The organism is Soonwooa sp. T0.1_25 (assembly GCF_057652215.1).
The window spans coordinates 85788-110020 of record NZ_JBYFBZ010000001.1; the positions used below are offsets into that span (position 1 = coordinate 85788).

22 protein-coding genes are annotated in these 24233 nt (G+C 35.6%); 9 read left to right on the top strand and 13 right to left on the bottom strand.

Going from position 1 to position 24233, the window contains the following annotated elements:
* Positions 1–208 precede the first annotated feature (208 nt).
* From dcd to lepA, 4 genes are all read right to left on the bottom strand, one after another.
* Complete coding sequence (gene dcd / locus AC23MB_RS00395) at positions 209–802, bottom strand: dCTP deaminase (protein WP_487786256.1); 594 nt, start codon at positions 800–802, stop codon at positions 209–211.
* Positions 799–1869, bottom strand: coding sequence for a hypothetical protein (locus tag AC23MB_RS00400; RefSeq protein ID WP_487786257.1), 1071 nt, complete (start codon positions 1867–1869; stop codon positions 799–801). Before AC23MB_RS00400 ends, dcd begins: the two co-directional genes overlap by 4 nt.
* Positions 1859–2167 carry a hypothetical protein gene (locus AC23MB_RS00405; protein ID WP_487786258.1) on the bottom strand — a complete coding sequence of 103 codons (309 nt, stop codon included), beginning with the start codon at positions 2165–2167 and terminating at the stop codon, positions 1859–1861. Before AC23MB_RS00405 ends, AC23MB_RS00400 begins: the two co-directional genes overlap by 11 nt.
* A gap of 63 nt (positions 2168–2230) precedes the next feature.
* Complete coding sequence (lepA, locus tag AC23MB_RS00410) at positions 2231–4027, bottom strand: translation elongation factor 4 (protein ID WP_487786259.1); 1797 nt, start codon at positions 4025–4027, stop codon at positions 2231–2233.
* Positions 4028–4345: 318 nt separating this feature from the next.
* Here lepA and AC23MB_RS00415 point away from each other — a divergent pair, with 318 nt between their 5' ends.
* On the top strand, positions 4346–4942 hold the full coding sequence (locus AC23MB_RS00415; RefSeq protein ID WP_487786260.1) for a superoxide dismutase: 597 nt from the start codon (positions 4346–4348) through the stop codon (positions 4940–4942).
* A gap of 153 nt (positions 4943–5095) precedes the next feature.
* Here the strand turns inward: AC23MB_RS00415 and AC23MB_RS00420 are convergent, their stop codons facing one another.
* On the bottom strand, positions 5096–6298 hold the full coding sequence (locus AC23MB_RS00420) for an endonuclease/exonuclease/phosphatase family protein (RefSeq protein ID WP_487786261.1): 1203 nt from the start codon (positions 6296–6298) through the stop codon (positions 5096–5098).
* 225 nt (positions 6299–6523) lie between these two features.
* Between AC23MB_RS00420 and AC23MB_RS00425 the strand changes: the two genes are divergently transcribed.
* Complete coding sequence (locus AC23MB_RS00425; RefSeq protein WP_487786262.1) at positions 6524–9391, top strand: carboxypeptidase regulatory-like domain-containing protein; 2868 nt, start codon at positions 6524–6526, stop codon at positions 9389–9391.
* A 74-nt stretch (positions 9392–9465) separates the two neighbouring features.
* Positions 9466–10824, top strand: coding sequence for a DUF5689 domain-containing protein (locus tag AC23MB_RS00430; protein WP_487786263.1), 1359 nt, complete (start codon positions 9466–9468; stop codon positions 10822–10824).
* Positions 10825–10880: 56 nt separating this feature from the next.
* Here AC23MB_RS00430 and AC23MB_RS00435 read toward each other — a convergent pair whose 3' ends face one another.
* The 4 genes from AC23MB_RS00435 to AC23MB_RS00450 are packed head-to-tail and all read right to left on the bottom strand — an operon-like array spanning position 10881 to position 13252.
* Positions 10881–11489 (bottom strand): DUF4126 domain-containing protein, encoded by a 609-nt coding sequence (locus AC23MB_RS00435; protein ID WP_487786264.1) that lies wholly within the window; start codon positions 11487–11489, stop codon positions 10881–10883.
* 49 nt (positions 11490–11538) lie between these two features.
* Positions 11539–11904, bottom strand: coding sequence for a ribonuclease P protein component (gene rnpA, locus AC23MB_RS00440; RefSeq protein ID WP_312321801.1), 366 nt, complete (start codon positions 11902–11904; stop codon positions 11539–11541).
* 3 nt (positions 11905–11907) lie between these two features.
* Positions 11908–12633 carry a tRNA threonylcarbamoyladenosine dehydratase gene (locus AC23MB_RS00445; RefSeq protein WP_487786265.1) on the bottom strand — a complete coding sequence of 242 codons (726 nt, stop codon included), beginning with the start codon at positions 12631–12633 and terminating at the stop codon, positions 11908–11910.
* A complete protein-coding gene (locus tag AC23MB_RS00450) occupies positions 12626–13252 on the bottom strand; it encodes a TatD family hydrolase (protein WP_374330271.1) in 627 nt (208 codons plus the stop codon). Before AC23MB_RS00450 ends, AC23MB_RS00445 begins: the two co-directional genes overlap by 8 nt.
* Before the next feature lie 72 nt (positions 13253–13324).
* On the opposite strand from AC23MB_RS00450, the gene AC23MB_RS00455 reads away from it, so the two are divergent.
* The 6 genes from AC23MB_RS00455 to recN all read left to right on the top strand — a co-directional run bounded on the left by AC23MB_RS00455 (position 13325) and on the right by recN (position 19399).
* Positions 13325–13960 (top strand): TetR/AcrR family transcriptional regulator, encoded by a 636-nt coding sequence (locus AC23MB_RS00455; RefSeq protein ID WP_313028502.1) that lies wholly within the window; start codon positions 13325–13327, stop codon positions 13958–13960.
* A 130-nt stretch (positions 13961–14090) separates the two neighbouring features.
* Complete coding sequence (locus AC23MB_RS00460; RefSeq protein ID WP_313028501.1) at positions 14091–15080, top strand: outer membrane protein assembly factor BamD; 990 nt, start codon at positions 14091–14093, stop codon at positions 15078–15080.
* 34 nt (positions 15081–15114) lie between these two features.
* Positions 15115–15438 (top strand): DNA-directed RNA polymerase subunit omega, encoded by a 324-nt coding sequence (locus tag AC23MB_RS00465; RefSeq protein WP_313028500.1) that lies wholly within the window; start codon positions 15115–15117, stop codon positions 15436–15438.
* A 91-nt stretch (positions 15439–15529) separates the two neighbouring features.
* The gene (coaBC, locus tag AC23MB_RS00470) at positions 15530–16732 is read left to right on the top strand and encodes a bifunctional phosphopantothenoylcysteine decarboxylase/phosphopantothenate--cysteine ligase CoaBC (protein WP_487786266.1); all 1203 of its coding nucleotides are present in this window, start codon (positions 15530–15532) and stop codon (positions 16730–16732) included.
* Positions 16733–16816: 84 nt separating this feature from the next.
* Positions 16817–17719: a type IX secretion system protein PorD gene (porD, locus tag AC23MB_RS00475; RefSeq protein ID WP_487786267.1), complete on the top strand. Its 903-nt coding sequence runs from the start codon at positions 16817–16819 to the stop codon at positions 17717–17719.
* A gap of 24 nt (positions 17720–17743) precedes the next feature.
* Positions 17744–19399, top strand: coding sequence for a DNA repair protein RecN (gene recN, locus AC23MB_RS00480; RefSeq protein WP_487786268.1), 1656 nt, complete (start codon positions 17744–17746; stop codon positions 19397–19399).
* Positions 19400–19632: 233 nt separating this feature from the next.
* On the opposite strand, the gene AC23MB_RS00485 is transcribed toward recN, so the two are convergent.
* The 4 genes from AC23MB_RS00485 to ftsA all read right to left on the bottom strand — a co-directional run bounded on the left by AC23MB_RS00485 (position 19633) and on the right by ftsA (position 24221).
* Positions 19633–20043 (bottom strand): BrxA/BrxB family bacilliredoxin, encoded by a 411-nt coding sequence (locus AC23MB_RS00485; RefSeq protein ID WP_079667618.1) that lies wholly within the window; start codon positions 20041–20043, stop codon positions 19633–19635.
* Positions 20044–20288: 245 nt separating this feature from the next.
* Positions 20289–20735, bottom strand: a complete 447-nt coding sequence (locus AC23MB_RS00490) for a GatB/YqeY domain-containing protein (RefSeq protein WP_313028495.1) — start codon at positions 20733–20735, stop codon at positions 20289–20291.
* Between the two features lie 89 nt (positions 20736–20824).
* Positions 20825–22783, bottom strand: a complete 1959-nt coding sequence (gene ftsZ / locus AC23MB_RS00495) for a cell division protein FtsZ (RefSeq protein WP_487786269.1) — start codon at positions 22781–22783, stop codon at positions 20825–20827.
* Between the two features lie 64 nt (positions 22784–22847).
* The gene (gene ftsA / locus AC23MB_RS00500) at positions 22848–24221 is read right to left on the bottom strand and encodes a cell division protein FtsA (protein ID WP_313028493.1); all 1374 of its coding nucleotides are present in this window, start codon (positions 24219–24221) and stop codon (positions 22848–22850) included.
* Positions 24222–24233: the final 12 nt, after the last annotated feature.

Here is a 24233-nt window from a genome sequence, read left to right on the forward strand (position 1 = left end):
GCAAGTATTCTAATCTTGTAAAAATACAGAAAGAAAAAACATGTTTCAATAAAAAATTAAAAAAGCCACTCCAATTGGAACGGCTTTGATATTTATGCAAAAATAAAATTAATCGTTCAGTTTCAAAACTGCCATAAATGCAGATTGAGGAACTTCTACACGACCAATTTGTTTCATTTTCTTTAATTTTAAGGATATCAAAGAGCTATCATCTACTCATGTTTATCAGCTTTTCTAAATCTTCATCCTCATTTGCTTTTGATGGCATAGGCCTAACTTGGCACGTATATTTTCTATTTGAACTGAAATAATCTGTATCATTTGATACTCTGAAAAAACGTGCTTGCAGAAACCTTGTACCAGTTAAAATATTTATACTTGTATTACCCGAATTCACTATTTCTATTGATAAGCAACCGCAGTAGCCTGGTTGGACTATTGTTGAAATTGATAATCCTAATCTGCTATATGAGCTTCTAAGATTTAATACTGCATAAACATCAGTAGGCAATTTTACATATTCTAGGGTAGAAAATAAAGTTGGTTGAGACGGATGAATCAAAAAAGGCTCTCCTAATTTCCTTCTAGTTTCTGAATAACTGCTTTTAATTGATCTAGTGATGTTATTATTTTTTGTAGTATCAATAAATGCATTGCGCCCTTGGTGTTGTGTTAAAAAGTCTGTTCCAATTCGAAAATCAAAACTAATCTCACCAAATTGATTATTATCCAAAATTGGTGTTATAATTAAACTTCTATCTTCAATAAGCTTTTGTAATTCTGTTTTGGTAATGATACTCATATCGTTGCTTTATTCCAATTTGACACTACAATATAATTAGAAATTGACTTTTCAACAAGATTATTAATAATAGAATATCTCTGCTTTTTGGGAACTTTATTAAGTTTGTTCGTTTCAGAGTTATTCCAAAAATCCCATCCTAGTTTAAATATGGAATGTAATTCTTCATCATTATTTATTTGCTGAGGGATAAATTGATTGAACTCTGATGTGTCTGTATCAAAAAGTTTATGTCTAATTTTAATTAAAGGTTTTGACTGTGCAGTTAAAACCATATTAAAATTATCAACTAAATCAATTTTCTCTTCCAAAAGAAATTTATCTACAAAATCAATTCTCTTTATTGTGGACGGATGTGTTTCAGAATCTGGAGCTTTGCCGGCAATGTAATTTAAAAATAAATTGGATGCATCATTTATATATTGAGCTGCAAATGTATCTGCAAAATACTCCCTAGCATGATAAAGATATTGTAATTCAGAATTGTCATAATGGGATTTAAATCCGTATTTATTATAAAAAATATTTTCACTAATTTTCAATTCAATATCTATAAAATGTCCCAATTCGTGATACAAAACAACTATTGAAAGATAATCTCTTGATAAAACTCTTGGCAAGACAATTCTTATTAATCTTTTAGAAATTCTTACCCCATATAAATCAAAGATTATGTGATTCATTAAATTGAAAAACTCAATGTCTTCAGATTTAAATCGAAAATCCAAATTCGTGTTTGATAAAGAAGTGGCTATTATAAAATTATCATCGGAAATCCATTCATCCAAAACTTTTTCTAAACAAGAAACTGTTTCAAAAGGAATGAGGTTTAGTGTGCTATTATCTAAAAACTCTAATGCTTCAAAAAGATAATATAATATACCATAATGAATTTCAAGTAAATTATCATCAAATTTAGTCAAATCACTATTTTTAATAGCATCAAATAAAGAATGGAGTTCTTCAAAATATTTTTCCTTTTTGTTATCGGAATAAATATTTGCCTTACTTTTAGAAAAAATACCCTCCAGCTGCAAAAGTTGTAGCTCAATAGCTTTAGCAGTCATTTCCGTAATTCTGACTTAAAAGAGCTATGATTTCTGTATAAACAGAACTTGAAATGGTATCTTCAATAGATAATTCAGAAAGTTTATCATTGTAATACATTAGCAAAGAGGTAATTAAAAAATAATGATTTCTCTCAACGGAATAAATTTCTTTCTGTTTAGTTGAAATTAATGCTGCTTCTTTTATAGCAGTATCCATCTGTTTTTTATATTCATTTTCTCCTTTTAATATATCAGAAAAAATGTTTATATAAAAAGGAATCTGACTTTGTTTAGTGTCGATTTGTGCTAGATACATAACATTATTGTTTTTACCAAAGTTAATAAAATAATCAATTCTCGAAATTTTATTTTAATATTTTTAATCGTTCAACTTCAAAACTGCCATAAATGCAGATTGTGGAACTTCTACACGACCAATTTGTTTCATTTTCTTTTTACCTTCTTTCTGTTTTTCAAGAAGTTTACGCTTTCTGGAAATATCTCCACCATAACATTTTGCGGTAACGTCTTTTCTTAAGGCTTTAATGGTTTCTCTCGCAATAATTTTTGCTCCTAAAGCTGCTTGAACAGCAATGTCAAATTGTTGTCTCGGAATCAACTCACGCAATTTTTCGCACATTCTTTTACCGATGTAATATGCATTAGAATCATGAATTAACGACGATAAAGCATCTACCATATCACCATTAATAAGGATATCCATTTTCACCAACTTCGATGCACGGAAACCAATTGGATGATAATCGAAAGAGGCATAACCTTTAGAAATTGATTTTAATCTATCATAAAAGTCAAAAACTACTTCCGCCAAAGGCATATTGAAGATTAATTCAACTCTATCCGCTGTTAAATAACTTTGGTTAACAATTTCGCCACGTTTTTCAATACAAAGCGTCATTACAGAACCCACGAAATCGGATTTTGTAATGATAGAAGCTTTAATATAAGGCTCTTCCACTCTGTCCATTGTCATTGGATCCATCATTTCGGATGGGTTGTTAATCAAAATTGGAACTTCTGGTTCTTTTTTGGTGTAACCGTGGTAAGATACGTTGGGAACGGTTGTGATAACATTCATATTGAACTCTCTATCCAAACGCTCTTGTACAATTTCCATGTGCAACATTCCTAAGAATCCGCATCGGAAACCAAATCCTAAAGCGGCAGAACTTTCTGGCTCGAAAACCAAAGAAGCATCATTCAGGCGAAGTTTTTCTAATGAAAATCTTAATTCTTCAAAATCTTCAGACTCAATTGGATAAATACCTGCGAAAACCATTGGTTTTACTTCTTCGAAACCATCGATTGCAGCTGCAGCAGGGTTTTCAGTGGCTGTAATTGTGTCACCTACTTTTACTTCACGAGCATCTTTAATCCCTGAAATAATATATCCAACATCTCCTGTTTTAATTTCTTGTTTAGGCGCTTGTTTTAGCTTTAAAGTTCCCACTTCATCAGCATCATAGGTTTTTCCTGTTGCCATAAACTTTACTTTTTGACCTTTTTTAATGCTTCCGTTTACTACTTTAAAGTAAGCTTCAATTCCACGGAATGGATTATAAACAGAGTCGAAAATCAAAGCTTGAAGCGGCGCATCTGGCTCTCCCACTGGTGCTGGTATTCTCTCAACAATTTGCTCCAAAAGATGGTGAACGCCTTCTCCTGTTTTACCAGAAACTCTTAAAACATCCTCATATTCGCAACCAATTAAATTCATGATTTCATCGGTTACTTCCTCTGGATTGGCAGATGGCAAATCGATTTTATTAAGAATCGGAATAATTGTTAAATCATTTTCTAAGGCTAAATAGAGGTTAGAAATGGTTTGTGCTTGGATGCTTTGGGCAGCATCAACAATCAATAAAGCACCTTCACAAGCTGCGATAGAGCGAGAAACTTCGTAAGAAAAATCTACGTGTCCTGGCGTATCGATAAGATTGAGAACATATTTTTCACCATTTAATTCGTAATCCATTTGGATGGCGTGAGATTTAATGGTGATTCCTCGTTCTTTTTCCAAATCCATATCATCCAAAGTCTGAGATTGTAACTCTCTTTGGGTTACGGTATTGGTATATTCTAAAAGTCTGTCTGCCAATGTACTTTTACCGTGGTCGATATGTGCAATGATGCAGAAGTTTCTTATGTTTTTCATGTATAATTCTTGTAATTTGCAAAAATACATTTTTTTTAGTTTTATTACTATTATATAACATCGATTCCTAAATTATCCGAAATCGCGGCCGGGATAGAAGCGGCATCCTTTTGCCGAAGTGAGGCGGCGGAGCGGAGCGGTGCCGACCGAGCGAAGGGAAAAGATATAGCGGATAGCCCGAAATGTCCGCCAAAAAAAATTATGATTCATGAAAACAATGTTAAAGATTTATAAAATTAACGGCATTATTCGAGGCTTCGCATATTATTTGATTAAATTTGGGGAACAATTGAACATTAACATAAAAAAACAATTATTATGGCTTTTGAATTACCAAAATTAGGTTACGCATACGATGCTCTAGAACCAAACATCGATGCAAAAACAATGGAGATCCACTATACTAAGCACCACCAAGCTTATATTGACAATCTTAATAAAGCAATTGAAGGTACGGATCTAGAAGGTAAAACGATTGAAGAAATCTGCAAAGTTGGAACTGACAAACCTGCAGTTAGAAATAATGGCGGTGGACACTACAACCACTCTCTTTTTTGGGAAATTTTGACGCCTGGTGGTAGCAAAGAGCCTGTAGGAAATGTAAAAGCTGCTATCGAAAATTATGGTGGTTTTGATAAATTTAAAACTGATTTTTCTGAAGCTGCTAAAACAAGATTCGGGTCTGGATGGGCTTGGTTATGTAAAAAAGAAGATGGTAGCGTTGCTGTATGTTCTACACCAAACCAAGATAACCCACTAATGCCCGTGGCAGATTGCAATGGAACTCCAATTCTTGGTCTTGACGTTTGGGAGCATGCTTACTACCTAAACTATCAAAATAGAAGACCTGACTATGTTGGTTCTTTCTTTAACGTTATCAACTGGGATAAAGTTGAAGAACTTTTCAACAAATAAGCTACAAACAATTTCTATTATAAGACATCCCGACTTGCAATATTGCAAGTCGGGATTTTTGATTTTCTTGAACTAAAATTAATATTAAATTATAAAAACAGAAGCGCCCAATCGGAGATTGGGCGCTTCTGTCTTATATTGAAGAACTCAAAGTTATGGTTCTTTCTGTAAGATTACAAATGCTGGGAAGTGATCGCTAAATCCTCCTGTAAACTTATCACCACTCCAAGAACGGAAAGGATAACCCTTATAATTACCTTCTTTAGTTATCAGGTAATCTGGCGCATAGATTTCCGTTCTTAGTACCGTATAATCTTTTTTAAGCTCGTTAGCTGGAGCATATAGGTTACCCGAAACAATAATTTGATCGAATAAGTTAGGTGCATCTTGATAAGCTAACGAAGCAACACCTTTCTTATATAACGGATACATTAAGTTAAGATAAGGCATTGACTCTGACAAGTCTTTTGGTGAGCCTGCTGCTTTAAGAACATTCTTAAGACTTGAACTTACTGGATCATCATTGAAATCCCCCATTGCTAACATTTTCGTGTTAGGCGATTGGATACGAATACTATCCATCTGTTGTTTAAGAACGGCCGCAGCTGCATTTCTTTTCGGTAAAGAAACCGCTTCTCCACCTCTTCTAGATGGCCAGTGGTTAAGAAATAGAGCAATTGGCTCATTATCCAACATCCCCGTAACGACTAAAATATGACGTGTGTATTCTCTCTTACCATTTTCACCATATATTTTAATTTCTTTCTTTAAAGAATTAGTTGGTGTGAATCTTCTTTTTTGATAAATAAACGCTGGGTCAATACCTCTATAATCATAAGAATTATAATGAATAACACCATAGTCATATTTAGCAAGCTTTGGTTGCTTTACCAAATCTTCAACAACTTGTCTATTCTCAACTTCTAATAATCCAACAATAGCTGGCGCTGTGCCTGTTTGTTTTTGTCCAAGTTCAGAAATAACTCTTGCAGCGTTTTCAAGTTTTTGGCTGTATACTTTGTAGTTATAGTTTTTAGTACTTTTGGGAGTAAATTCGTCCGAGCCACCTTGATATTTTACAACACGCTTGCCTTTAAGAGCTTCGTCACTCCATTCTCCCTTGAAGGGTGTCTCATCAACGATAAGATGTTTGATAGAGTCAATCGGTACACTTCTATGGAAAGAAGGATTACTTTTATCCTTTGTTCCATCTATGTAATCAGCAGATTGGATAGTGTCCCAAAGGTTTTCTACGTTAAGAAAGCCAACGGTCGCCACTTTTCTTAGCTGTCCTTTTTGTTGTGCAAAAACCAAACATCCAAGAGCTAAGGTCAAAATACTTAGATATTTTTTCATTGTATAAAGTTTATTAAAATTGAGGACGACAAATGTACTATATTATTCTATAGATTGTTAGCAAATCTAAAAAAATTAACAGAGCCTATAAGAGGTATTAACTAAATTTAATCATAAATTAAGGATATTAATTATTAAATATATTTTTTTTAAGTACATTTGTGCCCCCGATTCATAATGCATTGAAAATTAAGTATAAAAAAGAGATTATAAATAGTTGAAAGTATGATTAAAAAATTATCATTAATCTCCTTATTCTCACTGATGCCTGCATCATTTTATTATGCGCAAACCACTGTATTTGCGTATCTAAAGGATGCTGAAGGTAAGCCAGTAGAAAGGGCTAATGTAGACCTAAAAGGAGAAGCCAATGATGTAACGGCAGACAAGATTGGATACTTCCAATTTGTTGATCTTAAGCCAGGTCATTATCAGATTGTTATTTCGAAATCTAATTACGAAACAAAAGTAATGGAGTTTGATATCTCAACTGAAAAGAGAAAAGATCTAGGTGTGGTTACAATGTACTCATCCCTAACTGGTGCTGACCAGGGTCTTGCAATTATTGAAAGTACTGGAGATGAGGAAAACTCAAGCCAAGGTTCTACTGTAGGTTTGTTACAATCTTCTCAAGATGTATTCAATAAGTTAGCAAGTTTTGATTTGGGCTTCTATTGGTTCCGTCCAAGAGGAATTGATGGAAGATCTGGTGAAACAATGCTTAACGGTATCAGCATGGTAAAAGCTGATAACGGAAATGTGGATTTCTCTAACTGGGGTGGTCTTAATGAGATTACTCGTTACCCAGAGATTGCTTCTAATCATGCTCCTTCAGAATATGCTTTCGGTGGCGCAAGTTCAGTGCTTAATAAGTACACTAATGCTAGCGAATACAGAAAAGGCTTCCAAGCAACTTACTCATTAACCAACAGAAACTATCGTAACAGAGCTTCTCTAAGATACTCTTCTGGAATGTCAAAAAGTGGATGGGCTATTACAGCTATGGCAGCTAGACGTTGGGCGCAAGAAGGTATCCAAGAAGGTACTTTTTATGATGCTTGGGGAGGTTACATCGGTGTTGAAAAGAAATTATCTGACAACCATACAATTACCTTCAATGCCATTGGAGCACCTTACAGAAGATCTACTGCGAGCCCAAGTACACAAGAAGTTTTTGACTTAAGAGGTGTACATTACAACTCATATTGGGGGTGGCAAAACGGTGAAAAAAGAAGCGAAAGAGTTAGAACTGGCTTCCAACCAATTTTACAACTAACAGACTTCTGGAAAATTAATAAAAGGTCAAGTTTAACGACTAGCTTATCTTATCAATTTGGTAAAGATAAAGGTGCTAGATTGGATTGGCAAAATGTAACCAACCCTTCTCCTACTTACTACAGAAGACTTCCTAGTTACTTCTTATCTCTTGATCCTTCTATGGAGGTTATCGACCCGAACGATCCTACAAGATGGGCTACTGCTAGAGATGCTTATAATACGGCTACACAATTGTGGCAAAGTGGAGATCCTGCTTATACACAACTTAATTGGGATGCAATGTATCGTGCAAACATGAACCAATCTCCTGTAAGCCAATATGGAGTAACTGGTCGTAGAGCTTTGTATTTCCAAGTTAATGATGTTAGTGATGACAAAATCTGGAATGCTAACACGCATTATACATATAACTTTAATGATAGAACAAGATTTATCTTAAACTTATCATATCAAAACTACAAGTCTGATCTTTATCGTGAAGTAAAAGACCTTCTAGGTGCTGACTTCGCTTGGAACAAAGATCCTTTCGCAGCAACTAACCAACCAGGAACTTCAGGTTTGTTAAACGAACTTGATCTGGAAAATGGATCTGTTGCTAAAAAAGTGGGAGACAAAATTGGTTATGACTATACTTTCTCAAGACAAGAAGTAAAAGTTAATCCAGGATTAAAGTTCTCAACTGGAAAATTTGATGTATTTGTTTCTGCTTTAGCTGGCTATAGTTCATCTAGTAGAGAAGGACATTTCAAACATTTCCTTTATAAAGATTCGTACGGAAAAAGTGGTGATCAAAACTTCTGGAACTTTGGTATGAAAGGTCAAGCGGTTTACAAAGTTGATGGCCGTAACTTTATCGTATATAACGGCGCTTATTTCTCACAAGCACCTTTCTTAGAGGATTTATTTATCAATCCGAGACTTAACGCTTCTACAGCGCCTAACATTAAGAATACAATTGTTAATGCTAATGACTTAAGCTACGTAATGTCTACACCTTTCCTAAAGTTAAGACTTACTGGTTATTGGGTTGATACTCAAAATGAAACCAATACACAAAGATTCTTCGCTGACGGATTACAATTTGATTCTGACGATGCGTCCAAACCAATCCAAAGTGCTTTCTTAACGCAAGCTATGTCAAATGTAGAGAAACGTAATATTGGTTTAGAATTAGGTATCGATTACAAGCTTACTCCAACTTTATCATTACAAGGTTTAGCAAGTGTTGGACAATATACATATAATAACGATCCAACAATCTACTTCTCTTCTGATGCAGTAGGAGAATTCTCAAACGGATTACCTTACATGAATTTTGGTAAAGCTAATCTTAAGAACTATAAATTAGGAGGAACGCCACAACAGGCTTACTCCTTAGGTTTTAGATATAACTCGCCGAAATACTGGTGGTTTGGTGCTAACTGGAACTATCTAGATCAAAACTTCCTAGATCCTTCAGCGATTCTAAGATCAGAAAATTTTGTACAGAACAGTGCATCACATACTCCAGATCTAGATGTTGACCCAGCTGTACTAAGAAAAATTATGGCTCCAAAACAATTACCTTCATCTTTCTTCTTTAATGCAAATGCTGGTAAATCTTGGTTAATTGGAAAGTATTATGTTTTGATTTCCGCAACTGTTAATAATATTTTAGATAACAAAAAATACATAACTGGAGGATTCGAACAAAGTAGAAACATCAAATACGACGGTTTTATTAAAGACTATAGCAGAGCAGAAACATTGTTTGGGCCAAAGTATTGGTACACTCAAGGGCGTTCTTATTTTGTTAATGTACAATTCAGATTCTAATTTTTAAAAATATCGCAATGAAAATAAATTCACTTCTTAAAAGCCTTGTTTTTTCTGTTGTAGCGACAACGGCAATGACATCATGTGTAAAGAACGATGATTGGGAAACACCGCCAATCGTTTGTAATAATAAATTTGATGCACCAACAATCAGCATGGCTAATTTTGCAGCCTTAGCATCGGGCACTAGTATATATAAAGTTCCTGTAGATGGGGCACCTGTAATATTTGATGCATATATAGTATCATCAGATGAGTTTGGTAATTTCTATAAAACTATTTCTATCCAAGATAAACCAGAAAATCCAACAATTGGACTTTCTATTGAGGTTGACAAAGCGTCTAACTATGCGGATTTTCCAGTTGGCTCTCATGTAAGAATAAAAGCTAATGGTCTAGTAGTTGGTATGGATAGAGGTACTAAAAAAATAGGATCTGTTGACCCTCAATATGCGATAGGGCGTATTCCAGGTGTATTGTTCTCACGTTATATTGCCGGTGTATGTAATGGTAATGCTCTTGATATTGCAAAATTGGTTCCTACAAAACTTAACAGCATAACAGAAGCTAAAAATCCAAAATACTTAAATACATTAGTTGCTGTAACTGATGTTCAATTTTCTCAAGATGAAGTGTCTCCTAATCCTAAAACATTTGTTGACTTTGTAGCACAAGCTGGAGTAGATACGAATAGAACTTTAGTTGCGAAAAACGGTGGTTCAGTTGCTCTTAGAAATTCTGGTTTCTCTACATTTGGTGCACAAATATTACCTACAAAAAGTGGTGATATTACTTTTGTTGTAAGTGCATATTGTACAAATCCAAATGGATGTAATGAACCTTACCAAATGTATATTAGAAACCTATCTGATATCAACTTTACAAAGGACCGTTTTGGAGGAAGTACTAACCCTGGTGGTGTTGAAGCTACTAACTTATTCTTTTCTGGTGCTGATTTCGAAAATTGGAATACTTTCTTATCTTCACTTAACTCTTTTGGACTAACAGCAGGTTTAGCAGTGCAGAGTAATGGAACAGGTAGAAATGGGTCAAACTCTTTTTATTTAAATGGAACACCGGCAACCAATGCATTTGTATTCACTACAAAAGCAGAATCGTCAACAATTCCAGCGGCTCCTAAGAAAATTACATTCTGGATAAAAGGTAACGCAGCAAAATCAATATCAATAAATATTGAAACGACAGCTGGAAGAATATTCTATAATGTTGGATCAGTTGGTGACAAAGATGTTACATTAGCTCCAGCAGAGAACAATCAATATGGAGGTACAATCGACACCAAAAACGAATGGCGTCTAGTCACTCTTGATCTTACAGGAAAAACATTGAAAACAACTGGAGACATGATGGCAATTAAAGCTGGTTCTGCTACTAAATTCGATATACATATTGATAATATCAAAATAGACTAATCATTTTACTGACTAATTAATACAAAAAAGCCTCGAATAATTCGAGGCTTTTTTATTTATATATAATCTGCATCTTCTATTTTGGGTTCTTTCTTTCGGAATTTATTCCAAATTTTTCGACCAAATACAAAGACTAAAATCACAAGACCAATTGCAAAAATAAATGCTAAAACAGGTAATGCTAAAGCAAAAATAGACATCACACTAGCACCAGCAGTTTCGGTAGTAGCGACAACGTGATTTCCTATGCCGCCTGTTGTAGCGGTCGATGCGACACGCGTACCAGCAAAACCAGAAGCAATAGTTGCAGCAGTTCCACCACCAGCTATTAATGCCAAAGCCCACTCCGACACACCATCAAGTCCCATGTATTGACTTGCAAAAAGCACAGAGCCAGCAACAGTAGCCAACGGAATTGAAATACTATCCAAAATATTATCAATGTACGGAATGTAATAGGCTAAAATTTCCATAACAGTGGCAACACCAGTTGTTATAAGCGCGGGCAAAGACGCCAGCCATTGGAAACTTTCATTAGCAGGAATCCAATGAAAGTAAGAGGCAAGACTCACAGCAAACATTGGCAAAAACACACGGAAACCTGTTGCAGCAGCCAAACCAATACCAACAAAAATACTGATGACATAAGGAAGAAATTCGGACATAGTTTTTTATTTACTTCATCGTGCATCAAAAACTATGCAAAGACTTGATCTAGTGTTTTCTACTAGCAAAAAGATTTTTGAATTCTTGTTCTACAGTTTGTAGATTCGCCGGAAGTTGTTTTGAAACCCAAAACAACATGATGGAAGCCGAACTTCCAAATTGTTCTGTAACATCAGATTTGTTCAAGCGATAATATTCTTTCAACAATCTTTTGATACGGTTACGATCGACCGCTTTTTTAAAAAACTTTTTCGATACCGAAACACCAACACGATTGTTCTTTTGGTCGGGAAGATTTTTTAAAACTATTAATCGAACATTACCATACGACATCCACTTTCCTTTTTTGAAAAGTAAATCAATATCAGATTTCTTTTTTAATTTTTCAGATTTTGGATATCGAAAGTCTGTCATATATTATTTTCGTCCTGTTAAACTATTGATCACTTCGGCAGCAGCATAAAGTCCAAACAATGCTGGAATAAAGCTGATTGTGCCATAAAATGATTTTTTAAAATTACTACCATCAGTTAATTTCAAACTATTCTCGTCCTGAATTTCGGTTGAAAAAACACATCTAAAACCTTTGGTTACGCCTTCTTTTTTTAAACGTTTTCTAACTTGTTTAGCAAGAAGACAATTGTTGGTTTTGCTAATATCACGAACCATCACTTTATTCGGATCAGTCTTTCCACCAGCGCCCATCGCAGAAACTAACTTAATTTTATTTCGGCGACAAGTTTTTATCAAACTTAATTTCGGTGTTAAAGAATCTATGCAATCTAAAACATAATTAAATTTCTCCGAGACAACCAATTCTTCCATTCGTTCTGGACTAAGAAATTCGTTGATTTTTATTAAATCTAGTTTTGGGTTAATATCCATCAATCGATCAGCAACAACATCCACTTTATGTTGACCAACTGTCGAGGTTAACGCTGGCAATTGTCGATTAATATTAGTAATATCAACGGTATCGCCATCTGCAATATACAAATGCCCAACACCAGCACGAGCTAGAAATTCAGCAGCAAAAGACCCAACGCCACCAAGACCAACCACCAATATTTTTGCATCATTCAGTACTTTAAGACCCTCTTCTTTTAATAAAAGTTCGGTGCGTTCTAACCAAATTTCACTCATTTTTTAAAATTAAATTCAAGTTCTGTTTTATAAGATGTTGCATTTCACGAGTAGACATCGCTTTAATGATTGATGCATTTTCATAAATATCTGAAATGTTTATTTCCGCCGCATCAGTTTCTAAAAAAAAACGATTGTCTGGACATTCTTTAAAAACAGATTGCAAAGATAAGTTTTCCAACAAAGATTTTCCAAAACTTAAATAAAATCTCGCATTTAATAAACTTGTTGCGATATTTTCTTTTTTATTAAAACCATGAACAATCAACGGAATTTTAGCTATTTTTTGAAACTTCAACAAATCTTGATGTCGTCTCACACAATGGATAATGATTGGTTTTTGTAATTTATTTGCCAATAAAATTTGCTGCGTAAAAAGCTCTTCTTGCAAAGCCGAATCGACTTCTACCAAAGCATCGAGACCACACTCTCCTATTGCTAGACAATTCGGTTCTTGCGCACGACTTTTAGCCCAATCCAAAGCACTTTCAAAATCATTAGTAATGTCTTTTGGATGCAAGCCCACAGAAAAAAACTCAGGATTATCATCAGAAAACAAATCGAGATTATAAATCCCAAATTGTCCAAGATGATGGTGATGAAAGTCAAAAAAATCCATTTTCAAAGATAATTTAATGAAATTAAAATCAAATTCTTACAATTAAAAATTTTACTTAAATTTACAATTAATATGGTCAAGAAAAAATTTACCGATAAGCAGAAAAAAATCTTAGATGTTGCAGAAGAACTTATTGCTACCAAAGGTTTTGACGCAACTTCTGTAAGAGATATTTGTAGCAAAGCTGGCATTAATGTCGCCATGATTTCTTATTATTTTGGTTCTAAAGAGAAAATGATGACTTTCTTGTACCAATATCGTGTACAACGCTCTAAAGAAAGTTTTTCGGAGTTTGCTGAGACTATTAAAGAAGGAAAAGCAGAAATGCAAATGAAGGAAATTATCAACTACATTGTTGGACTTCTTTTCAAATACAATTACTTCCATGGCTTTGTAACGCAGGAGATTCGCGTTAACGATTTTATTAAAGACGATCTTTTAGACTTTTACAAAATCTGCGTCAGTCGATTAGAAGAAATCATCAAAAAAGGTATTATTAGTGGGGTTTTTACCAACGCGCCAAAATCCGAAGACATCCTTACCAACATTATTGGTTCTACTTTATTTGTTATTAGAAATAAAAATTTTTACGAGCTTTATCTTCCAAGTGCAACCGAAGCCAATTATCTTTCGGAAGCGGAGAAAAAAGTAAAATCACATCTTCTACAAACAACTTTTGCATTGTTAGGTTTTGAGCTATATGCGTAAGTTTTCTAAGTTAAAAATACTTTTTAGCTTTTACAAACGTTAATATTATCATAATAATAAATCCTATTATCAAAAAAGTTTTATTTTTGCAAATCGTAATGTTGGACCTTGTCAACTTTACTACATCCTTATGAAGAAATTAATTATTGTTGCTCTGGCATCAAGCCTTATTATATCATGTAATCGTGAAATGGATCGCGCATTGAAAAGTGCCGACAAAGATTTCATCTTGAAAACTGCCAATGAAAAATTTGCAAACAAAAAGTGGAGCGACGCGATTGCCTTGTACGAAAGAGTTTCTAATCTTGTTGCAGGAACCGACGAATTCCAAAATGTTGGATACAACACGGCTTATGCTAACTATTACGATAAAAACTACAAGCTTGCTGGACATCAGTTCAAAAACTTTGCAGTAAGCTTCCCTCAGGATCCACGTCGTGAAGAAGCTTCTTATATGTCCGCGATCTGTTATTATCAAGGTTCTAACGATTATAATCTTGATCAGACTAATACACAATCTGCGATTACAGAGCTTCAAGACTTCTTGAACAACTATCCAGATTCTGAAAGATCAAAAAATATCCAAACCATGTTGGATGAGTTGGGTTATAAGTTAGAATTCAAAGCTTATGAAAACGCTCGTCAGTATTACAAAATGGGAGAATATCTTTCTGCGGATATTGCATTTGACAATGTTTTAGAAGATTTTCCTGCGACAAAGCTTAAACCAAAAATTTTAGATTTTAAAATGAAATCTAAATATGAGTTAGCAATGTTCTCGATGCCTGAAAAAAAGAAAGATCGTCTAGACAACGCTATTGCTTATACAAGAACAATTGAAAAAGAACTTCCTAACACGGATTATACAAAAACAGCTTTAGCTTTCCGTCCAAAATTGGAAGAAGAAAAAGTAAGATTTGAAAAAATCGTTGCTGAAGCTGAGAAAAGACAAGCAGAATTAACAGCAAAACAAAAAGCTGAGGAAGCTAAAAATGCTGCAAAAACTGAGCTTAAGAAAGAAGAAAACAACCAAGAGGCTATCGAGAATAACATCGAAAAAGCTAAGAAAGATAGCGCAACAGTTAGTGATCCTAACTCGACTTTCAGAATAAGAAGATAATTTGTATATTTGCAATTCTAAAAAATTTCGCACAATGAGTGTAAAAGATACTAAAGCAGAGGTTAATACCATTACCTACGACAGAAACAAAATCGAGAACAAAGTAGGAAGCATCTACGAAGCTATCGTAATTATGGGTAAAAGAGCGGAGCAAATTAATGCCGAGATCCGTACCGAGTTACATAATAAGTTGGATGAATTTGCTGTGCATAACTCTACTTTGGAAGAAGTTTTTGAAAATAGAGAACAAATCGAAATCTCTAAACATTACGAAAAACTTCCAAAACCGACATCTATCGCTATCCAAGAATGGTTAGACGACGAAATCTACTTCAGAGAAACTGGAGAAAAAAACTAGAAGAATACAACTTCCAATAGACAAACCACAGATTATTCTGTGGTTTTTTTGTTTTAAATTTGATACTTTTGTTAAGTTAAAAATCCAAATTATGACACTTTCTGGAAAGAAAATTTTAATCGGAATAACTGGCGGAATCGCTGCTTACAAAATAAATTATCTTGTAAGAGACTTAATAAAATCTGGCGCCGAAGTCCAAGTTATTTTAACAAAATCCGCTGCAGACTTTGTAAGTCCGTTAACGCTGTCGACACTTTCTAAAAAACCAGCATATATCGATTTTTACAACCAAGACCAATCTTGGAACAACCATGTAGAATTGGCGCTGTGGGCAGATCTTATGCTGATCGCGCCTTGCACAGCAAATACAATGGCAAAGATGACTACTGGACTTTGCGACAATCTACTCATGGCAACTTATATGTCTGCAAAATGTCCTGTGATAATTGCGCCAGCAATGGATTTGGATATGTACCAACATCCGTCAACTAATAAAAACTTAGCGACATTAGAAGAATTTGGTCTTACAATTATACCAGCAGAATATGGCGAATTAGCAAGTGGATTAGTTGGGCAAGGACGTTTAGCAGAAAATGAAACGATTTTAAAATATATTAAACGTCATTTCTCAGAACAAGGTGAAAAAGCTTTTAAAGGAAAAACAGTTTTGATAACTGCAGGTCCAACTTATGAAAACATCGATCCCGTGCGCTTTATCGGGAATCATTCTTCTGGTAAAATGGGATTTGCATTAGCTGAGGAAGCAGCTTCGCAAGGCGCAAAGGTTATTCTGGTTTCGGGACCATCGCAACTAAAACCCGAAAATCCTAACATTGAAATCCATCGTGTGACATCAGCTTCACAAATGTTTGATGAAGTGTTTAAATATTATCAAAATGTTGACATTGCAATTGCGAGTGCAGCAGTTGCAGATTACGCGCCGAAAGTTGTCGCTTCAGAAAAAATCAAGAAAAACGACTCAGAATTTAGCATTGAGTTAGTAAAGAATAAAGATATTCTTCTCCAAATGGGAAAGGAAAAACAAAATCAGTTTTTGGTCGGTTTTGCTTTAGAAACTCAAAATGAAGAAGAAAATGCAAAAGGAAAATTAGAAAAGAAAAACCTTGACATGATTGTCCTTAATTCTTTAAGAGATGAAGGTGCAGGTTTTCAAAACGACACTAATAAAATAAAAATCTTTACAAAAGACGAAAAAAGAGTTTTTGATTTGAAGTCAAAAGAAGAAGTCGCCATCGATATTCTTAATTTGGTTAAAGAAAAAATGAAGCTATAGTCAGATTATATAAGAAAGCCGTATTTTTCACGTTTTTTATTCAATCGAAAAGTGTATTTTTACGTTTCAAAGTTTAATTTTAGAATGAAAAAGTTATTCAGCATATTTATTTTATTGGTTTTAACAGGATTTGCACAATCACAAGAACTTTTAGCAACCGTCCAAATCAACTATCAGCAATTAGGCGGTAGCAACGTACAGACCTATAAGACTTTAGAAAAATCCTTAAGAGATTTCATCAACAACACGTCTTGGACAGGCAAAAGACTTCAAAATTTTGAAAAAGTAAAATCAAATTTTGCGATCGTTATTTCCGAAAAATCGGGGAACACTTACAAAGCAAGTATCGTTGTACAAGCCAATAGACCTGTTTTTAACTCACAGTATGAGTCACCACTTATCAACTTCAACGATAACAACTTCGGTTTTGAATATAGTGAAAATGAGAACTTAGTTTTTAATGAAAGACAATTTTCAGGAAAAAACTTAATCGATGTTATTAGCTTCTATGTTTATGTTATTTTGGGTTATGACGGCGATAGTTTTAAACTAAAAGGTGGTCAGCCTTGGTTTGATAAAGCTTTGAAAATTTCGCAAAACTCAATGAACAACAACTACGCAGGCTGGTCTCAAGTGGAAGGTCTTAAATCTCGTGGTTCTGTTATTGACGCAATCCAAAAAGAGTCTAACAGCACGTTGAGAACTGTTTATTATAATTATCATCGTATTGGTCTTGATAATATGGCGAAACCAGATCAAAATCCTGCTAAGAAGAATATAGCAGATGCGTTGATGCAACTAAAAGTCTACGAAAATGACTTCCAAATGAATCCTGCTTTCAACGTGTTTATCGACACGAAGAAAAACGAAATATTCAGCATTTTTGACAGCAACAACAATGGTTCTGTTAATATGAATGATCTTAAACAATTGATGTCAATGTTCGCGCCTAAAGAGATTGACACAAAATGGAATAAGTGGAAATAAGCCTCCACAGAGGAAAACTATCTTATGCTTTCAAGAATTGTTATTCAGAATTTTGCGCTGATTGACCACCTCGACATCCAACTTCACAAAGGTATGGAAGTCATCACGGGTGAGACTGGCGCAGGAAAATCTATTATACTTGGTGCTTTACGTCTCATTATGGGCGAACGCGCCGACCTAAAATCGATTAGCAACGCCGACAAAAAATGCCTTGTAGAAGCGCATTTCACGATTGGTGAAGATTTTAAAAACTTTTTTGACGAACAAGACTTGGATTTTGATACCGAATCTATTATCCGTCGAGAAATCCTTTCTAGTGGGAAGTCGCGGGCTTTCGTTAATGATGTTCCGGTGACTTTGGACGTTCTTAAAGAATTGTCGTCCAAGCTAATCGACATCCATTCGCAGTTTGAGACTTCGCAATTATTTTCGGAAGCTTATCAGTTTCAGATATTGGATTCTGTTTCGGAAAATCAAAAGGTTTTGGAGTCGTATCAAAAGAAGTTTAGCACCTACCAAAGTCTTAAACGCCAACTTCAAAATTTAAAACAAAAATTTGCAGATGCGCATAAAGAGTCTGACTACAAAAGCTTTTTGTTAAATGAATTAAATGAAATTAATCTCGATGAAATTGATTTCAAACAACTTCAGAATGAGTTGAGTACGCGTGAAAATGCAGAATATATTTCTGAGAATCTTGGTCAAATCATCCAAAAATTTCATCAAGATGAGATCGGCGTGTTACAAAGTTTTTTGGATACTAGACAAAAACTGCAAAAGATTTCGGACTTGTCACCAAATTTTGAAGACATCCAAAGACGTTTTGACGAAGCTTATTTTGAAATAAAAGATATTCTAAGCGAACTCGAAAACGAACTTGAAAAAGTTGACATCGATCCTGCTGCTCTCGCAGAAATGTTGCGACAAATGAATCTACTAAATTCTTTGTTCCTAAAACATCAGGTTTCGGATGTAGAGTCGCTGGTCGAAATTAGAAAACAACTCGACAAAGAACAATCTGGCTTCACGCATTTGGAGGAAGAAATTGCGGACATCGAAGGTCAAATTATTCAGCTCGAAAAAGATTTGGAAAAAGAAGCCAAGGAACTTTCTAAACTTCGTGATAAAGGCACACCTAATCTTATTGAAAAAATTGAAAGTCTCCTAAAACAGTTAGGTTTAGAAAAAGCCAAAATTGCTTTGGAACGCTCGATTTCGGAGCAATATAACGCTTTTGGCAAAGAGCATATCCAAATCATGTTTCAGGCGAATTCGGGCTTTCCTATGAAGCCAATCCAAAGTGCTATTTCTGGTGGAGAGCGGTCTCGCGTTATGTTATCGATAAAGAAAATCTTGGCAGAACATAGCAATCTTCCAACTTTGATTTTGGACGAAATCGACACCGGCGTTTCTGGTCGCGTTGCCGAAGAAATCGGAAAAGTAATGCACGATATGGGAAAAAATATGCAACTCATTGTCATTACCCATCTCGCACAGGTTGCTGCAAAAGCCGACGACCACTACAAAGTAACTAAAATAGATGTGGACGGATTGACGCGCTCGAACATTATCCCATTAAGCGAAGATGATCGCCTGCAAGAGATTGCACAACTTCTTTCGGGTAGCACCGTAACGCAAGCTGCTATATCGCAAGCGAAAGAATTGATGGGCGTATCGTAAAACAATAATAAATCTAGACTTATAAAGGCTTAAAAACTGAAAGCTTCCAACGAACCCCGAATTGCGGCCGCGATAGAAGCGGCATCCTTTGGGCGGAGTGAGGCGGCGGAGCGCAGCGGAGCCGACCGAGCGAAGACTAAAGATATAGCGGATAGCGCGAATTGTCCGCCCAAGAAAAAACAAAAAAAGCTTCCAAAATTTGGAAGCTTTCTATTTTTTGAATCGGCAATGGCTTAGCAATATTCGTTGTAAGCCGCTTGCAGGTTAGCAGCGATAGCGCCTGCTGGATTACCTTCGATGTGGTGACGCTCTAGCATGTGTACCAACTCTCCGTCTTTGAACAATGCGATGCATGGTGAAGATGGTGGGAAGGGTGCTAATAATTTTCTAGCTTCTGCAACGGCTTCTGTATCGAAACCTGCGAAGGCTGTTACCAAATGATCTGGCTTTTTGTCACCAGTTAATGAATATACTGCGCCTGGTCTTGCTGCGCCGGCTGCACAACCGCAAACGGAGTTAATCATTAACAAAGTTGTTCCTGATTGTTTTAAAGCTTGATCAACTTGCTCTGGTGTTGTCAAGTCTTGGAAACCTTTATCGGTAAGTTCTGCCTTCATTGGCAGCACTAAATCTGCTGGATACATAATAATTATTTTTTTAGTTTAACAAAGATATTGATTAATCTGTAATTCTGTTATTGAGTTATGTTATTAAAACAATGCCAAAAATCTATTGAGACATTTTGACACAAAAAAACCCAATTTCGTGATGAAATTGGGTTCCATTAATCAAATCGATATGCAAAGTTTGGATATCCTTTTTTAAGGTTTTGGTTATAGATTGGAGGTTTTAGTAGAACGTCAACCACAATCTTAATAACTGCAGCCTTCTAAGAAAGTAATTTCTTAGCCATCGTCGAAATGCTCTTTCCGTCCGATTTACCAGCTAATTCTTTGGATGCAACACCCATTACTTTTCCTAGATCTTTGGCGCCTTCGGCACCTGTTTGAGCAATAATGTTTTTGATAGCCGCTTCCAATTCTTCTTCTGAAAGTTGGGCTGGCAAAAACTGCTCGATAACCTTGGATTGGGCAACTTCTACGTCTGCCAAATCCATACGATTTTGAGCCGAAAACTGATCGTAAGAATCTTTTCTTTGTTTGATCATTCTTTGCAAAATTGCAATCTCTTGTTCTTCTGAAACTTCGGCACCTTTGTGCTCAGTTTTAAGCAAAAGAATCTGCGCTTTAACGGCACGAAGAGAATCGAGAGCAACTCTGTCTTTCTCTTTCATAGCGGTTTTCATCGCATCTGTTATTTTCTGTTCTAAACTCATTTTTAATTAATTTAACAATGTATCAAAGTAACAGTTTAGCAATTAAAGTCTATCTGTTACAATGCTACATTTTTACATTGTTATATTATTTAGTCTACGTCTTTGTTCAAAAACTTGTTTTCGCGAAGTTGAACTCTTCCGTTGTTGTCACTCAAAAAGTTATTGATATTGCTATCTGATGCGCTATTGCTATCGATGTCAATATTTTTTCTTTTGAATGCTGGGATGCTTTCAAACTCTTCAACGTGATCAAATTTTTGATAACGAGAATTGAATTCTTTAAGTTTATTTCTTCTCTCCTGAATCTTGTTAGACTCGGTTGACTTATTGATAAACGTAAATTCTGACTCATCAACTTTCTCCTCTACCACAGGTTTTTCAATGATTTTTTCCAATGAATTTTCTACTGGTTTTGGCTCGTTAACCGCAGGACGATTGTAAAGCATATCCGGTTTTGGAACCTGGATTTCTTCCTCAATTTTAGTTTCGAAAACTGGGTTAAAATCTTCTTTAACTTCTTCTACTTTATTAATAATCGGCTCAACTTCTTCCTCTTTGTGTACAAACATCGATTCTTCGTTGATCGGCTCGTTGATTACGAAGTTAATTTCAACAGGTTTTTCCTCATCAGAGATTTGGATATTTTGTTGGTCATTAACTTTATGTTCCACCTCAAACGTAAAAGCTTCCGCTTCTAGGTCTTCATTATGATTAAATTCTTCCTCTTCATCATAATTAAAAAGGTTGAATTCTTGAGGTGCTTCGTCTCGCTCCCAATTTTGATTGAAGCTTTCGGATTCTTCTTTTTCGAAAAACTTAACTTCTTGTGGAACTTTTTCTACAGCAGTTCCCGCGAAGGTATTAGTTGGAAAATTGGGAGTTGAAAAATCCTCATCATCTTCTAGACGGAAAACATTTTTTCCGCGATTTTCTAAGCCGCCTTCAGCATCTCTTTCAGCTCTGGTTTTGAAAGGAGAATCCGTACGTCTTGGTATAGATTGATCTCTATCTGCGAACAAGTCGATCTTCTGGATCGTTTCTTTAACATTAGTTTGTCTAACATCATCTTTAGAAAAACCTGTTGCAATAACCAATACGCTGATTGCATCGCCCAATTCTTCGTCCGAACCAACTCCAAAAATAATGTCCGCCGTGTTACCAGCTTCTCTTTGGATATAGTCGTTGATGATACCGATTTCGTCCATTGTTGCTTCTTCGTTACCAGAACGGATAAGAAGTAGAACGTTTTTCGCACCAGTGATTTTGTTATCGTTTAATAACGGAGAATCTAAAGCTTTTTTAACAGCTTCTTCGGCTTTGTTTTCGCCTTGTGCTGTACCCGTTGACATCAAAGCTGTACCAGAGTTCTGCAGTACAGATTTCGCATCACGGAAGTCAATGTTAACATCGAAGTAACCCGTAATAACTTCTGCCATACCTTTCGCAGCGTTTGTCAACACTTCATCGGCTTTTGAGAATCCAGATTTAAAACCTAAGTTCCCGAATTGTTGTCTTAATTTATCATTGTTAATCACAATAAGTGAGTCAACATTATTTCTAAGTTTTTCTAAACCTAATTCTGCTTGATCGAGACGTCTTCTGCCTTCAAAACTGAAAGGTACAGTTACGATACCTACAGTCAAGATCCCCATCTCTTTTGCTACTTTTGCGATAACTGGTGCAGCTCCTGTACCTGTACCACCGCCCATACCAGCTGTGATGAAAACCATTTTGGTATTCTGTCCCATTGCTGCTTTGATCTCGTCGATACTCTCGATGGCCGCTTTTTCGCCAACCTCTGGATCAGCGCCTGCGCCAAGACCTTCGGTCATTGTAATCCCCAATTGTACTTTGTTAGCTACCGGGTTGTTATCTAAAGTTTGAGCATCTGTATTGCAAATCACGAAATCTACACCGTAGATTCCTTTTTCGTACATATGCTTAAGTGCATTATTTCCACCGCCACCAACACCAATAACTTTGATGATCGCAGAGTTGCCTTTTGGTAGGTCAAATGAAAATCCTTGGTTGCTATTTGTATTTTCCATTGTTGTCATTTTATAATATGTTCCGCTTGTCCACTATTTAAAAATAGCTTTTTCGCTTCAAAATTTATTCTACTTCTTCGAAGAATTTTTTTACTTTTTCTAAAATCGATTGTCCAAAAGTTAATCGACCACCTTTTTGCTTAGTTGCTTCAACGATCTGTTTTTCAACTTGAGCTTCGGCTTCTTTCTCTGTTACGGTATTAGTTGTGTCAACTTCTGTTACTGTATTTTTAACTTCTACAACTTCTTCTTGTGCATAATTAACTTCGCTCTTATCACGAATCTTAAGACTTTCCATCAACAATCCGATGGATGTCGCATATTCTGGACCTTTTAATTGTTGACTCTTGTCATTGCTAACATATTCGTTAGAGAAACCAATTCTTGAGTCGAATCCTGTCATATAATTTGCAAGTTGTCTTAGGTGTTTTAGGTTAGACCCACCACCAGTTAACACGATACCTGCAATCAATTTTTTCTTTTGCTCGAATGCACCGTAAGCTTTTAGTTCGGTATTCACCATTTCTAAAACCTCTTCGATACGCGCATTGATAATTTGCGCCAAAGATTTTAATGAGATCTCTTTATCTGGACGACCATGCAAACCAGGAATGGTTACATAGGTACTGTCTTTTTCTAATTCTGGAACAGCAGAACCGAATTTAACTTTCAGTTGTTCTGCATGTTTTTCGATAATAGAACATCCTTCTTTGATGTCGTCTGTGATAATCCCTCCACCGTAAGGAATAACACATGTGTGACGGATGATATTATCTTTAAAAATAGCGATATCTGTTGTACCACCACCGATGTCAACAATTGCGACACCAGCTTCTTTTTCTTCTTTAGTTAAAACAGACTCTGACGATGCCAATGGCTCCAAAGTCAAAGCTTCCATATCTAGACCAGCTTCGCGAACGCATCTTACGATATTACGGATAGAACCCATCTGCCCAACTACGACGTGGAAGTTAGCCTCTAGACGTTTACCATGCATACCGATTGGTTCCTGGATCTCACCTTCCGAATCAACTTTGTAATCCTGTGGAAGAACATGGATGATCTCTTCACCTGGCAACATCACTAACTTGCGCACTTGATCTTTAAGTGCTTCGATGTCTTCATCTGTAATGTACTTATCCGGATGCTCTCGCATGATATAATCCGAATGTTGTAATGAACGGATATGCTTACCCGCAATCCCAACTGTCACTTTTCTAATGCTAACACCTGCGCTAGATTCCGCTTGTTCTACTGCTGCTTTGATTGAGCTAATCGTTTGCGCAATATTGTTAACAATCCCTTTGTGTACGCCGAGACTTTTTGCTTTTCCTACGCCGAGGACCTCGATCTTGCCTCGATCGTTGCGTCTACCAACAATGGCGACAATCTTTGTTGTCCCAATGTCCAGACCTACTGAATACTCGTGGTTTTCCATTTTATGCTCGAT